Origin of the sequence: Sandarakinorhabdus rubra (assembly GCF_010994245.1) — a bacterium.
GTDB lineage: Bacteria > Pseudomonadota > Alphaproteobacteria > Sphingomonadales > Sphingomonadaceae > Sandarakinorhabdus > Sandarakinorhabdus rubra.
This window is the reverse complement of record NZ_WMHO01000068.1, coordinates 1-12044: the sequence shown is the minus strand read 5'-3', so window position 1 is coordinate 12044 and position 12044 is coordinate 1. Positions and strand designations below refer to the sequence as shown.

The window sequence follows — 12044 nt, the reverse complement described above, 5'->3', positions numbered from 1 at the left end:
CTGTCCGACGGCGGCCTTGCCGTGGCGCTGGCCGAAATGGCGTTGGCTGGCGGCCTTGGCGCCACAGTGACGCCGGCGCTCGATGCTGCGGCCGCCTTTGGCGAGGACCAGGGCCGTTATGTGGTGACGGCACCGGCCGGCGTGGCGATTGCCGGCGCGGTGTGCATCGGCAACGTGGGGGGTGACGCGCTGGTGCTGAACGGCAACGCGGTGCCGCTGGCCGAACTGCGCCGCATCCACGAGGCTGCGCTGCCGGCGATGATGCAGGGCTGAAGCCGCTGCCACACGCCTGTCACGCCGGCAGGTTCGACGGGAAACAGGCCCGGGCCCGGCCGCTCCTCTTGAAAGCGCGGCCGGCGGGGCCAGATTCGGTGGCATGACCGCACTTGCCGCTGCCCGCCCCTCGCCTGCCCTGCCCCGCACCGGCGCAGCCGATGCGCGCGCCCGCATCGAACGGCTGGAATATTTGCTGGAAGGCGCGGTGCGTATCCCTGGCCTTGGCACGCGCATCGGAGCAGATGCCATCATCGGCCTGGTGCCGGGCATAGGCGATGCCGCAATGGCGGCGCTGGGCCTCTACCTGGTGTGGGAGGCGCGCAACCTCGGCGCGTCGCGCTGGCTGATGCTGCGCATGCTGGCCAATGTCGGGATTGATGCCGCACTGGGCAGCGTGCCGGTGGCCGGCGACCTGTTCGACCTGGTCTTCCGCTCGAACCGCCGCAACTTGCAGCTCATCCGGCGGCTGGCCGCTCAGGCATAATCCAGGCCCACATCGGCTGCCGGCGCGCTCTGCGTGATGCGCCCGACGCTGATGTAGGTGACACCGGTTTCGGCAATCGCGCGGATCGTTTCCAGCCGCACGCCGCCGCTGGCCTCGGTGGGCACCCGCCCCGCCACCAGCGCGACCGCGGCCTTCAGGGTCGGCACGTCCATGTTGTCGAGCAGCAGACGGTCGGCCCCGGCGGCGAGCGCCGGCTCGATCTGGTCGATGCGGTCGACCTCGACCACCACGCCGGTGAGGCCGGCCGCCTTGGCGGCGCGCACCGCCGGTTCCACCCCGCCGGCGACAGCGATATGATTGTCCTTGATCATCACCCCGTCATCCAGCCGCAGCCGGTGGTTGGTGGCGCCGCCCATCCGGGTCGCATATTTCTCCAGGGCGCGCAGACCGGGCAGCGTCTTCCTGGTGTCGAGCAACACCGCGCCGGTGCCGGCGATGGCCTCGACATAGCGGCGCGTCAGCGTGGCGATGCCGGTCAGATGCTGCACCGTGTTGAGGGCCGAGCGTTCCGCCATGAGCAGCGCGCGGGCATTGCCGGCGATGCGCATCAGGTCGGCACCGGCCGGCACCGCCTGGCCCTCCGCCACCAAGGTTTCGATCGTGCAGGCCGGGTCGAGGGCACGAAAGAACGCCTCGGCCAGCGGCAGTCCGGCGACCACCACGGCATCGCGACTGTCCATCACCGCCGTCAACCGCGCCTCGGCCGGGATCACCGCCGCCGACGTGATGTCGCCGCCCTGCCCCAAGTCCTCGGCCAGGGTGGCGGCGACGAAGGTTGCGGTGTCGAACCCGTCAATCACCCGTCACCCGTACGGGCGAGACATTGCCGGCCATCTCCAGCATGCGGTCGAGGCTGCGCTTGGCCTTCACCCGCACATCTTCCGGCACCTCGATCTGCGGCGTCAGATCACGCAGCGCCAGATAGAGTTTCTCCATCGTGTTCAGCGCCATGAACGGGCAGGTGTTGCAGCTGCAATTGCCATCAGCTCCCGGCGCGCCGATGAAAGTCTTGTGCGGTGCCTTCAACTGCATCTGGTGGATGATGTTGGGCTCGGTCGCCACGATCACTGTGGGTTCCGGCGTGTTAAGCGCATAGTTCAGGATGCCGCTGGTGGCACCGATGTAATCGGCCAACTCCAGGATCGGCGCCGGGCATTCCGGGTGGGCCAGCACCGGGGCGGCCGGATGCTGGGCCTTCAGCTTCAACAGCTCGGTCACCGAGAAGCGCTCGTGCACGATGCAGGTGCCGTCCCACAGCAGCATGTCGCGCCCGGTCTTGCGCGCGAGCCAGGCCCCCAGGTGCTTGTCGGGCGCGAACAGGATCTTCTGGTCGGCCGGCAGCTGATTGATGATCTTTTCCGCCGACGACGAGGTCACGATGATGTCGCTCTCCGCCTTCACCGCCGCCGAACAGTTGATGTAGGTGAGGCTGAGGTGATCGGGGTGCGCCCGGCGAAACTTCGCGAACTCCTCCGGCGGGCAGCTGTCTTCCAGGCTGCACCCGGCCTTCAGATCGGGCAGTACCACGGTCTTCTGCGGCGAGAGGATCTTGGCCACCTCGGCCATGAACTTGACGCCGCAAAAGGCGATGACGTCGGCCTCGGTGGCGGCGGCCTTGCGCGACAGGTCGAGCGAATCACCGACGAAATCGGCAATGTCCTGAATCTCTGGCGCCTGATAATAATGGGCGAGGATGACGGCGTTGCGCTCTTTGCGCAGCCGGTTGATCTCCGCCTTCACGTCAACGCCGGCGCCGACACCGCCGAGCAGGTTCAATCGGGCATCCATCAACTTTCTCCCGTCGTCATCCACGCTTCGCCACTGCGCGCCACGCGGCCGCGGCGTTCAAGGTCGATGAGGTGGGCCAGCACGCTGCGCCCGGCGGCCGGGTGCAGCCGCTTGTCCACCTGCGCATACATGGCCGACACCATCTGCGGTATTGTCACCAGCCCCTCGCCAATGGCGCGCAGCACCTGTGTCTCGCGCTGGCGGCGGTGAGCGAGCAGGTGCTTCACGAAGCGCTGCGGCTCGGTCACCGGCTCGCCGTGGGTAGGGTGATAGATGGCGTCATCGCGCGCCAGCAGCTTTTCAAGGCTGGCCATATAGGCTGCCATGTCGCCATCGGGCGGCGCCACCACCGTGGTGCTCCAGCCCATCACGTGATCGCCGGTGAACAGCGCCCTTTCCTGCTCCAGGGCGAAGCACAGGTGATTGCTGGTGTGGCCGGGCGTGGCGACGGCAGTGAGCGTCCAGCCGGGACCGGCAACACTCTCGCCATCGGCCAGCACCCGGTCCGGCGCATAGCTGGCATCGAAGCCGGCATCGGCGCGCGGGCCATCATCGGCCAGCACCAGGGGCGCGCAGCCCACGATCGCGGCCCCCGTGGCGGCCTTCAGCGCCGGCGCAGCGGGCGAATGGTCCATGTGGGTGTGGGTGATGACGATGTGGGAGACGGTCTCGCCGGCCAGCGCCGCAATCAGCGCGCGCACATGCGCCGGATCGTCCGGGCCGGGATCGATCACCGCGACCTGTCCGTGGCCAACCACGAATGTCCCGGTGCCGGTAAAGGTGAAGGGGGACGGATTGCGCGCCAGCAGCCGCCGCACCAGCGGCGAGCGCGCTTGCAGATGCCCATAGGCGGCGCTGTCGGGGTGGCTGGCCAAGTCCATGGGCTTCATGTGGCAGCACGACCCGCCAATGTGAAGAGGCTGGGCTGCAACAAGCCGGCTTGGCAAGCGGGCGCGCGTGTCGCATGCGGATCATGTCAGGGAGGAACGAATGCACTTCGACGTGGTGATCGTGGGCGGCGGCCATGGCGGCGCGGCGCAGGCGGCGCAACTGCGGCAACGCGGCTATGCCGGCAGCATCGCCATCCTGACGGCCGAGCCAGAGCTGCCCTACGAACGCCCGCCGCTGTCCAAGGACTATCTGGCCGGCGAGAAGGGCTTTGACCGCATGCTGCTGCGGCCGCCGGCCTTCTGGGCGGAACGGCAGGTGGAGATCTTGACCAGCGTGCGGGTGACGGCGGTTGCTCCCACTGCCCACCGCCTTGCCACCAGCGCCGGCGAGATTGGTTATGGCACGCTGGTGTGGGCCGCCGGCGGTGACGCGCGGCGCCTCGCCTGTCCCGGCCATGACCTGGCCGGCATCCACGCCATCCGCACCCGTGCCGATGTCGATGCATTGAAGGCCGATCTGCACCCCGGTGCGCGCGTGCTGGTGGTGGGGGGCGGGTATATTGGGCTGGAGTCTGCGGCCGTGCTGGCCAAGCTGGGCCACCAGGTGACCGTTCTGGAAGCCATGGACCGCGTGCTCGCCCGCGTGGCCGGTCCGGAACTGTCCAGCTTCTATGAAGCGGAACATCGTGCTCATGGCGTGCGCCTGGAAACCGGGGCGCAGGTGACGGCCATCACCGGCGCCAATGGCCGCGCCACCGGCGCCCTGCTGGCCGACGGGCGGCAGATCGACGCCGACGTGGTGATCGTGGGCATTGGCATCGTGCCGGCGGTGGCGCCGCTGCTGGCCGCCGGCGCCAGGGGCGGGAACGGCGTGTGGGTGGACGATCATTGCCGCACCAGCCTTGCCGACATCTTTGCGATCGGGGACTGCGCGCTCCACGCCAACGCCTTTGCCGGTGGCGCCGAGATCCGGCTCGAATCGGTGCAGAACGCCGCCGACATGGCCGCCACCGTGGCCCGCGCCCTCACTGGCGATCCCGCCCCCTACCACGCGGTGCCGTGGTTCTGGTCCAATCAGTATGATCTGCGGCTGCAGACGATGGGGTTGAGCCTTGGGCACGACCAGACCGTGCTGCGCGGCGATCCCGCCACCCGGAGCTTAAGCCTGGTCTATCTGAAGCAGGGCAAGGTCATCGCGCTCGATTGCGTGAACGCCGCGCGCGATTATGTGCAGGGCAAGGCGCTCGTGGAACAAGGCGTCGTGGTGCCGGCAGAAGCGCTCGCCGATGCTGCCACGCCGCTGAAGACCTGGCATCCGGCCTGAGGGAGGCAGACATGGACATATCTCGGCGGGGATGGCTGGGGCTGGCCGGAACGACAGCTGCTGCCACGCAGGCAAGCGCCATCACCATCCGCATGGCCGATCCCACCGGCTTTGCGCCGGCGCCCGGCATTGCCCATCTGAAATACAACGAGAATCCACTCGGGCCCCCGGCGTCTGCCATTCAGGCCATGGCCGATCTGGCGCGCACCAGTTGGTATTATGCCGATGATGCCGAAGCCCGGCTGGCGGCCATGATCGGCAAGCGGCTCGGCGTGCCGGCCAGTCAGGTGGTGCTGGGCCACGGCAGTTCGGAAGTCATCACCAGCGCCGCACTGGCGTGGGGGCGGCGCGGCACCATAGTGATGCCGGCGCTGCAGTTCGACGAGCCCCTGCTTTACCCGATGGCGCAGGGTCTCAGCCTTCGACGCGTCGCCATGGCGCCCGACATGGGCATCGATCTGGGTGCGCTGGGGCGTGCCGCCGCCGCGCCGGACGTGGTGATGATCTACCTGTGCAATCCCAACAACCCGACAGGCATGGTGCTGCCCACTGCCGAGTTGGTGGCCTTCGCCCGCAGCCTGCCGCCGCGCGTCACCCTGCTGGTCGACGAAGCCTATATGGAACTGGCCGATGATCCGGCGGCGCGCACCATGCTGCCGCTGGTGGCTTCGGGCGCCAACATCATCGTCACCCGCACATTTTCCAAACTGTTCGGCATGGCCGGCCTGCGCATCGGCTATGCCGTGGCATCGCCGGCCAACGCCGCTGAACTGAAGCGCCATCGCCTGACCATCAGCCTCAATGCGCCCGGCCTCGCCGCCGCCATCGCCGCCTGGGACGACACGCGCTTTCAGGCGGACAGCCGGGCGCAGATCATTGCCGCCCGGCGCGTGCTGGAAGCCGCCGTGGCCCGCGCTGGCACCGTTGCGCTGCCGTCGCAGACCAACTTCCTGTTCGTGAAGGTGGCCGATGCGAACCGCTTTTCCGCTGCCATGGCGCAGAAAGGCATATTGGTGCGCGGAGCCTGGGGGCCGGCGTGGCCGAACTGGTCGCGCGTGTCGACCGGGCGCCTCGCCGATGTGCAGCGCTTTGCCGACGCCCTGCCGGGCCTGGTCAACGCCTGATCGTCTTGCCAGTCGGCGCCGGTCGGCGCATGGCCGGAACCAACCACAGCGTGCAGGAGCAGCGTCATGGCCAGCAGGGTCATCCTCACCGTCATCGGCTCGGACCGTCCGGGCCTGACCGCCGCATTGTCGCGGGCGGTGCTCTCAGCTGGCGGCAACTGGCTGGAATCGCATCTGGCGCAGCTGGCCGGTCGCTATGTCGGCAGTGTACTGGTGGAGATCGCGCCTGATCGGCTGGAAGCGCTGCACCAGGCGGTGGCCGACGTGGATGCCGAGGGGCTGAACGTCAGCCTGGTGCCAGCCGGTGTTGCGGCTGCGGCTGGCACACGGCTGCGGCTGCAGTTGGTGGCGCAGGATCGGCCGGGGATCATCAACGAGCTGACCCAGGCGCTGGCGCCATTGAAGGTGAACATCGAATCGCTGGACACCAGGGTGGAGGACAGCGCCTGGTCAGGCGCGCGCATGTTCCGCGCCGAGGTGGAGGCCAGCCTGCCACCGGACGTGACGGCGGCCGACGTGCAGGCTGCGCTGGAAGGCGTGTCGGCGGAGATCATGGTCGATCTCGGCTGAACCATCCCGACCGCTCGCCACCTGTTTGGGCAGTTTGCCTGAGGCTGCCAGCCGGGCTAGCCTGCCGGTGACAGGATGGGGAGTGCCACCATGGCCGAGAGCTTTGATTTCATCATCGTTGGCGCCGGTTCCGCCGGCTGCGTGCTGGCCAACCGACTTTCCGCCGATCCCGGCACGCGCGTCGCATTGCTGGAAGCCGGCGGCAACGACAACAGCATGATGATCCAGATGCCGGCCGGAATCGCGCAGATCATCCCGCCCGACAAGGAAAGCCCGTTCGACTGGGCCTATTGGACCGAACCGCAGGCGCAGCTCGACGGCCGCTCGCTCTACTGGCCGCGCGGTCGGGCGCTGGGCGGTTCCTCGTCGATCAACGGCATGGTCTATATCCGCGGCCATGCCAGCGATTATAACCGCTGGTCGCAACTGGGGCTGACCGGCTGGGGCTGGGACGACGTGCTGCCCTATTTCCGCAAGGCCGAGGATTCGGAGCGCGGTGCCGATGATTTTCACGGGGCTGGCGGCCCGCTGCACACCAGCCGCAAGGGCGCCCTGCCCCACACGCTGAACGCGGCCTTCCTGGAAGCGGCGCAGCAGGCCGGCTATCGCCGCACCGACGACTTCAACGGACCGCAGTTCGAAGGCGCCGGCCAATATGATGCCACCATCAAGGATGGCGAGCGCTTCTCGGCAGCCAAGGCCTATCTCACCGATGCCGTACGCAAGCGGCCGAACCTTTCGATCATCACCGGTGTCCAGGCACGTCGCGTGCTGTTCGAGGGCCAGCGCGCGGCGGGCGTGGAATATGCGCGTGGTGGTGCGGTGGAGAGCGCCATGGCGCGGGAGGTGATCCTGTGTGGCGGTGCCATCAACAGCCCCCAGCTTCTGATGCTGTCCGGCATTGGCCCAGCCGCGCACCTGCAGCAGTTCGGCGTCCCGGTGATCGCCGACAGCCCCGATGTTGGCGGCAATCTGCAGGACCATCTTGATGTGATCGTGCAGTGGCACTGCAGCCAGCCGATCACGCTGAACAGCAATTCGAAGTTCATCAACAAGATGGTGGCGCTGGGCAAATGGGTGTTCGCCCGCACCGGCAACGGCGCCCACATGCCGACTCCGGTGGGGGCCTTCCTTGCCACGCGCGAAGGCCTGGCCGCACCCGACATCCAGATGCACTTCATGCCGGTACGCGGCAACCCGCACGGCCGTGGTCAGATGGACGGCGGCCATGGTTATCAGCTGCACGTCTGCCAGCTGCGCCCGGAAAGCCGCGGCACCATCCGGCTGAAATCGCCCGACCCGCTGGCCCATCCGGCCATCGATCCCAAGTATCTGTCGGCCCCGGAAGACGTGGAAACCCTGCTGTCCGGTGTCGAGATGGCGCGGCGGATCGGCGGCCAGCCGGCCTTTGCACCCTACAACGCCGGGGAGGCCTGGCCAGGCGAGACCGTGACCGATCGGGACCAGTTGCTGGCCATGATGCGCGGCTGGGCAGAAACCATCTACCATCCGGTAGGCACCTGCCGCATGGGCGTGGATGAGAAGGCGGTCGTCGACGGCCAGCTCAGGGTCAACGGTGTCGAGGGGCTGCGCGTCGTCGACGCCAGTGTGATGCCCTATCTGGTGTCGGGCAACACCAATGCGCCGACCATCATGATTGCCGAAAAGGCGGCCGACATCATCGGCGAGCGCACAAGGCTGGAACGCAAGCTGGGGCTGGCCGCATGACCATCACCGCGTTCACCATTCCGGAGCAGGCCGACGAGGTGGCGTGGATCCGCGAGCGCGTGGCGGCCTATCGCTGGTTCGAGGAACCGCCGAATGCTGGCTGGCGCCACGGCGCCAACCGCGACTACATGCAACGCCTGCAGGCCTACTGGCTGGAGCGGTTCGACTGGGCCGGCGCGGTCGCCCATCTGAACCGGGTGCCGCACGTGCGAGTGGCGGTAGGCGAGGATGGCGGCAAGCCGTTTCATCTGCATGCCGTGCACCTGCGGTCCAGCAGGGCAGATGCGCGTCCGCTGCTGATCGCCCATGGCTGGCCGGGCTCAATCCTCGAGTTTGATGCCATCTTCGAGCGGCTGGCCGAGCCCGAGGACCCGGCAGCCCCTGCCTTCCATGTCGTGGCGCCCTCATTGCCCGGCTATGCCTGGTCGGATCGACCGTCGGCACCGATCGGCCCACGCGAGGTTGCCCGTCGCTATGACGCGCTGATGGCAGCGCTGGGCTATGAACGCTATCTCTATCAGGGCGGGGACTGGGGCTGCGTGATCGGCGGCTGGATCGGACTTGAGTCGAGCCGCGTCGAGGCCATCCATCTGAACGGTTTCGGCCTGCGCCCGGCCGACATGGCGCCCACCACGCCAGAGGAAGGCGCGTGGCTGCAGAAGGCCGTCGCGATCCGGGATGTCGAGACCGCCTATCTGCAGTTGCAGGGCACCAAGCCGCAGAGCCTGGGCTTTGCCATGATGGATTCGCCGATGGGTGTGGCGGCCTGGTTCTCGGAAAAGTTCGTCGGCTGGTCCGATGTGGCGGGCGACTATACGGATCCGCCATTCAGCATGGACAAGATGCTCACCAACATCATGATTTACCTCACCACGCGCAGCTTCCTCACTGCGACCTGGATCTATCGCGGCATGTTCCTGGAAGGCGGCTTTGCGATGCCTGCAGGCAGCCGCGTGACGGTGCCGACCGGGGTTGCTGCCTTCCCGCGCGACCTGCTCGCCTTTCCGCCGCGCGCCATGGTCGAGCGGGGCTACAATGTCGCGCACTGGACAACGATGCCGCGCGGCGGCCACTTTGCCAGCCTTGAGGAACCGAAACTGTTCCTCGCTGATCTCAGGGCCTTTGTCGCCGGGCTGTGACAGCGAAACTGATCAGCACGCCTCCTCCGCCCTTGTGGCTGGTTTCGCCCGGGCTTACCGCGTATCCTGATGCCCTGTCGCACATGGAGGCGATAGCAACCGGGATCCGGGCCGGGACGGAGGCCGAACAGGTCTGGCTTGTCGAACATCCGCCGCTCTACACCGCCGGCACCAGCGCCGATCCGGCTGAACTGGTGGACAAGGCCCGCTTCGCCGTCTTCGATGCCGGGCGCGGCGGCCGCTACACCTATCATGGCCCTGGCCAACGCACCGTCTATGTGATGCTTGATCTTGCGGCCCGCGGGCGCGACGTGCGGGCCTTCGTGGCGGCACTTGAGCAATGGATCATCTCCGTCCTGGCCGATTTCGGCGTCGCCGGCCGGGCCATTCCCGGCAAGGTTGGTGTCTGGGTGGACAGCGCCGAAGGCGCGGCCAAGATCGCAGCCATCGGCGTTCGCGTCCGCCGCTGGGTCAGTCTCCATGGTCTGGCGATCAACGTCGCGCCCGACCTGGAGCATTTTGCGGGGATCATCCCGTGCGGGCTGCCTGAACCAGTCACCAGCCTCGCGGCCCTTGGCCGGGCCGTCACCATGCCAGAGCTTGATGCGTCGCTGCAGCGGCATTTGCCCGCCCTGCTGGCACGTCTCGTCGCATGAGCGTCCTGGCGTGAAATGTCGCGCTTGCAGGATATGACCGGTATCGCTAATGTCTACCCCCGTTGGGGGATTAAGACCTGCCGTCCCAACTCGTCCTGGGTTCAGGCGAAACCGTCCAAGGAGTTTGACACATGATCGAGAAGCTGAAGACTGCCTCGCTGATCGCCGGCGCCGCCCTGCTCGTCGTCGCTTGCGGCGAAAAGAAGGCTGAAGAAGCCGCTCCGGCTGCTGAAGCCCCGGCCGCTGAAGAAGCCGCTCCGGCTGCTGACGCCGCTGCTCCGGCCGAAGGCGCTGCTGACGCCATGGCTCCGGCCGCTGACGCTGCCGCTCCGGCTGCCGACGCCGCTGCTCCGGCCGCTGACGCCGCTGCTGCTCCGGCTGAAGCCAAGTAATCGACTTTTCGTCGTTTTGGCTTATGAAGGGCCGTCCCGAAAGGGGCGGCCCTTTTTCCTTGGGAAGGATATGTTGATGAGCCTTGCACAGATCACCGAGCAGATGACCCAGCGGATGGGCAGCGGTGGCCAGTTCAAGAAGTCGGTGAAGTTCGATTTCGGGGCCGATGGCCTTGTCCGCATTGACGATACGGTTGCCCCGGTCGTGGTGTCGAATGAGGACGGCCCGACGGCTTGCACCATCAAGGTGAGCATGGCGGATTTCATGGACATTGCCACCGGCAAGCAGAACGCCCAGATGGCCTTTATGATGGGCAAGCTGAAGATCGAAGGCGACATGTCGGTGGCGCTGTCGCTTGGCAGTATCCTTGGCTGAACGAAACTCTCGCACAAACGGGGCCGGCTGCAGCCGGCCCTTCATCGTAGTGTAACCGTATGATTGTTGCTGGCAATAACAGAGTATTGGTGACAGCGATGCTTGCGGTCGGGCTGATCGGCATGGTCGGCAGCGCCGACGCGGCGCCACTGCGCAAGAAAGCCCCGGCCCGGCGTGCAGCAGCGAAGGTGGTGCCCGCACGGCCGGCCCTGCCAGCCGCAGTGCAGCCGCCAGGCATCATGGTGCCCAAGCCCGTCACGCTGGTGAAGCCAACGCCAGCCGAACAGCAGGCCCATGCTGTTTGGACCCTCAGGGCCGCGCTCAACGTGGCGGCACTACAATGCCAATACTCGCCATTCCTGCGCACGGTGGACAATTATAACAACATGCTGGGCAAGCATGCTGCCGAACTGACCGCCGCTCAGAACGTTATGGTCAATCATTTCAAGCGCACGCAGAAAGCCGGCCTGGCGGCATTCGATCGCTACAACACGCGCAGCTACAACAGCTTTTCTACGCTTGATGCCCAGTACAGCTTCTGTTGGACCGCCGGCCAGGCCGGCCAGGCGCTGCGTGTGGCGAACGTGGGGACCATGGCAAGGGTGGCCGAGATCGCCCTGCCTGCGGTGCGTGCCGCCCTTGCCCATCAGCCGAGTCCTGTGGGCCTGGCGGTGCCGCCATTGGCGCAGCTACCTCAGTTCGGTCCGCAGGATCCCGTTCAAGCCAACAACTGAGCATCCGCGGCACGCGAGACTGTTATCGCCAGCTGCCGCTTGAGAACGAAAAAAGGGAGGCGGCCTGGGCCGCCTCCCTATCTTCTTGGCGTTGCTGCCGCTTACTGCGGCTGGCACGGTCCCGACGAGACCGGGGCCGGCGCACCACTGAAGGTGATTTCCACGCGCCGGTTCTGCGGCTCGCGGACACCATCGGCGGTGTCGACCAGCGGACGGCCTTCACCGAAGGCTTCGGTGGCGATCGCATCACCGGGCACGCCCTTGCCGGCCAGATAGGCCTTCACGGCGTCAGCACGGCGCTGCGACAGCTTCACGTTGTAGTCGTCCTTGCCCGACTTGTCGGCGTGGCCGGCCAGCGCGACGCTGGTCTGGCCGGTGGCAGCGAACTGCTCGGCCGCACGGTCAAGGATCGCGGCCGCCTCAGCCGTGATGTTCGACTTGTCCCAATCGAAGAAGACCAGGAACGGCCCCGGCGTCACGGCCGGCGGCGGGCACGGCGGCAACGGCGGCGGCGGAGGCGGCGGGGGAGGCGGCGGGGGAGG

15 protein-coding genes are annotated in these 12044 nt (G+C 67.3%); 11 read left to right on the top strand and 4 right to left on the bottom strand.

Features of this window, described 5'->3' with window-relative positions; genetic code table 11:
• Both GJV64_RS06125 and GJV64_RS06120 read left to right on the top strand, forming a co-directional pair.
• A partial coding sequence (locus tag GJV64_RS06125) for an AIR synthase-related protein (RefSeq protein ID WP_235927622.1) occupies positions 1–273 on the top strand: 273 nt, incomplete at its 5' end.
• A gap of 103 nt (positions 274–376) precedes the next feature.
• On the top strand, positions 377–760 hold the full coding sequence (locus GJV64_RS06120; protein ID WP_164156391.1) for a DUF4112 domain-containing protein: 384 nt from the start codon (positions 377–379) through the stop codon (positions 758–760).
• On the opposite strand, the gene nadC is transcribed toward GJV64_RS06120, so the two are convergent.
• The 3 genes from nadC to GJV64_RS06105 are packed head-to-tail and all read right to left on the bottom strand — an operon-like array spanning position 751 to position 3450.
• A complete protein-coding gene (gene nadC / locus GJV64_RS06115; RefSeq protein ID WP_164156390.1) occupies positions 751–1581 on the bottom strand; it encodes a carboxylating nicotinate-nucleotide diphosphorylase in 831 nt (276 codons plus the stop codon). The two genes, GJV64_RS06120 and nadC, sit on opposite strands and share 10 nt — an antisense overlap.
• Complete coding sequence (nadA, locus tag GJV64_RS06110; protein WP_164156389.1) at positions 1574–2569, bottom strand: quinolinate synthase NadA; 996 nt, start codon at positions 2567–2569, stop codon at positions 1574–1576. Before nadA ends, nadC begins: the two co-directional genes overlap by 8 nt.
• Positions 2569–3450, bottom strand: coding sequence for an MBL fold metallo-hydrolase (locus GJV64_RS06105; RefSeq protein WP_164156394.1), 882 nt, complete (start codon positions 3448–3450; stop codon positions 2569–2571). Before GJV64_RS06105 ends, nadA begins: the two co-directional genes overlap by 1 nt.
• A 109-nt stretch (positions 3451–3559) precedes the next feature.
• Here GJV64_RS06105 and GJV64_RS06100 point away from each other — a divergent pair, with 109 nt between their 5' ends.
• From GJV64_RS06100 to GJV64_RS06060, 9 genes are all read left to right on the top strand, one after another.
• Entirely contained in the window at positions 3560–4783 is a 1224-nt protein-coding gene (locus GJV64_RS06100) for an NAD(P)/FAD-dependent oxidoreductase (RefSeq protein WP_164156393.1), read from the top strand.
• Positions 4784–4794: 11 nt separating this feature from the next.
• On the top strand, positions 4795–5907 hold the full coding sequence (locus tag GJV64_RS06095) for a pyridoxal phosphate-dependent aminotransferase (RefSeq protein WP_164156388.1): 1113 nt from the start codon (positions 4795–4797) through the stop codon (positions 5905–5907).
• A gap of 66 nt (positions 5908–5973) precedes the next feature.
• Entirely contained in the window at positions 5974–6477 is a 504-nt protein-coding gene (locus GJV64_RS06090) for a glycine cleavage system protein R (protein WP_164156387.1), read from the top strand.
• 90 nt (positions 6478–6567) lie between these two features.
• The gene (locus tag GJV64_RS06085; RefSeq protein ID WP_164156386.1) at positions 6568–8205 is read left to right on the top strand and encodes a GMC family oxidoreductase; all 1638 of its coding nucleotides are present in this window, start codon (positions 6568–6570) and stop codon (positions 8203–8205) included.
• Positions 8202–9344 (top strand): epoxide hydrolase family protein, encoded by a 1143-nt coding sequence (locus tag GJV64_RS06080; protein ID WP_164156385.1) that lies wholly within the window; start codon positions 8202–8204, stop codon positions 9342–9344. Before GJV64_RS06085 ends, GJV64_RS06080 begins: the two co-directional genes overlap by 4 nt.
• Before the next feature lie 83 nt (positions 9345–9427).
• The gene (gene lipB / locus GJV64_RS06075) at positions 9428–10000 is read left to right on the top strand and encodes a lipoyl(octanoyl) transferase LipB (RefSeq protein WP_408014970.1); all 573 of its coding nucleotides are present in this window, start codon (positions 9428–9430) and stop codon (positions 9998–10000) included.
• A gap of 131 nt (positions 10001–10131) precedes the next feature.
• A complete protein-coding gene (locus tag GJV64_RS06070; RefSeq protein WP_164156384.1) occupies positions 10132–10392 on the top strand; it encodes a hypothetical protein in 261 nt (86 codons plus the stop codon).
• 76 nt (positions 10393–10468) lie between these two features.
• Positions 10469–10768 (top strand): SCP2 sterol-binding domain-containing protein, encoded by a 300-nt coding sequence (locus GJV64_RS06065; protein ID WP_235927621.1) that lies wholly within the window; start codon positions 10469–10471, stop codon positions 10766–10768.
• 89 nt (positions 10769–10857) lie between these two features.
• Positions 10858–11502: a hypothetical protein gene (locus GJV64_RS06060; RefSeq protein WP_164156382.1), complete on the top strand. Its 645-nt coding sequence runs from the start codon at positions 10858–10860 to the stop codon at positions 11500–11502.
• 101 nt (positions 11503–11603) lie between these two features.
• On the opposite strand, the gene GJV64_RS06055 is transcribed toward GJV64_RS06060, so the two are convergent.
• Positions 11604–12044, bottom strand: a 441-nt coding sequence (locus tag GJV64_RS06055) for an OmpA family protein (RefSeq protein WP_164156381.1), incomplete at its 5' end; no start/stop codon positions are given.

Excerpts from the sequence above, each read along its gene's own strand:
- GJV64_RS06120 (WP_164156391.1), top strand. The coding sequence starts at position 377 with ATGACCGCACTTGCCGCTGCCCGCCCCTCGCCTGCCCTGCCCCGCACC.
- nadA (WP_164156389.1), bottom strand. The coding sequence starts at position 2,569 with ATGGATGCCCGATTGAACCTGCTCGGCGGTGTCGGCGCCGGCGTTGAC.
- GJV64_RS06105 (WP_164156394.1), bottom strand. The coding sequence starts at position 3,450 with ATGGACTTGGCCAGCCACCCCGACAGCGCCGCCTATGGGCATCTGCAA.
- GJV64_RS06100 (WP_164156393.1), top strand. The coding sequence starts at position 3,560 with ATGCACTTCGACGTGGTGATCGTGGGCGGCGGCCATGGCGGCGCGGCG.
- GJV64_RS06095 (WP_164156388.1), top strand. The coding sequence starts at position 4,795 with ATGGACATATCTCGGCGGGGATGGCTGGGGCTGGCCGGAACGACAGCT.
- GJV64_RS06090 (WP_164156387.1), top strand. The coding sequence starts at position 5,974 with ATGGCCAGCAGGGTCATCCTCACCGTCATCGGCTCGGACCGTCCGGGC.
- GJV64_RS06085 (WP_164156386.1), top strand. The coding sequence starts at position 6,568 with ATGGCCGAGAGCTTTGATTTCATCATCGTTGGCGCCGGTTCCGCCGGC.
- GJV64_RS06080 (WP_164156385.1), top strand. The coding sequence starts at position 8,202 with ATGACCATCACCGCGTTCACCATTCCGGAGCAGGCCGACGAGGTGGCG.
- lipB (WP_408014970.1), top strand. The coding sequence starts at position 9,428 with ATGGAGGCGATAGCAACCGGGATCCGGGCCGGGACGGAGGCCGAACAG.
- GJV64_RS06070 (WP_164156384.1), top strand. The coding sequence starts at position 10,132 with ATGATCGAGAAGCTGAAGACTGCCTCGCTGATCGCCGGCGCCGCCCTG.
- GJV64_RS06065 (WP_235927621.1), top strand. The coding sequence starts at position 10,469 with ATGAGCCTTGCACAGATCACCGAGCAGATGACCCAGCGGATGGGCAGC.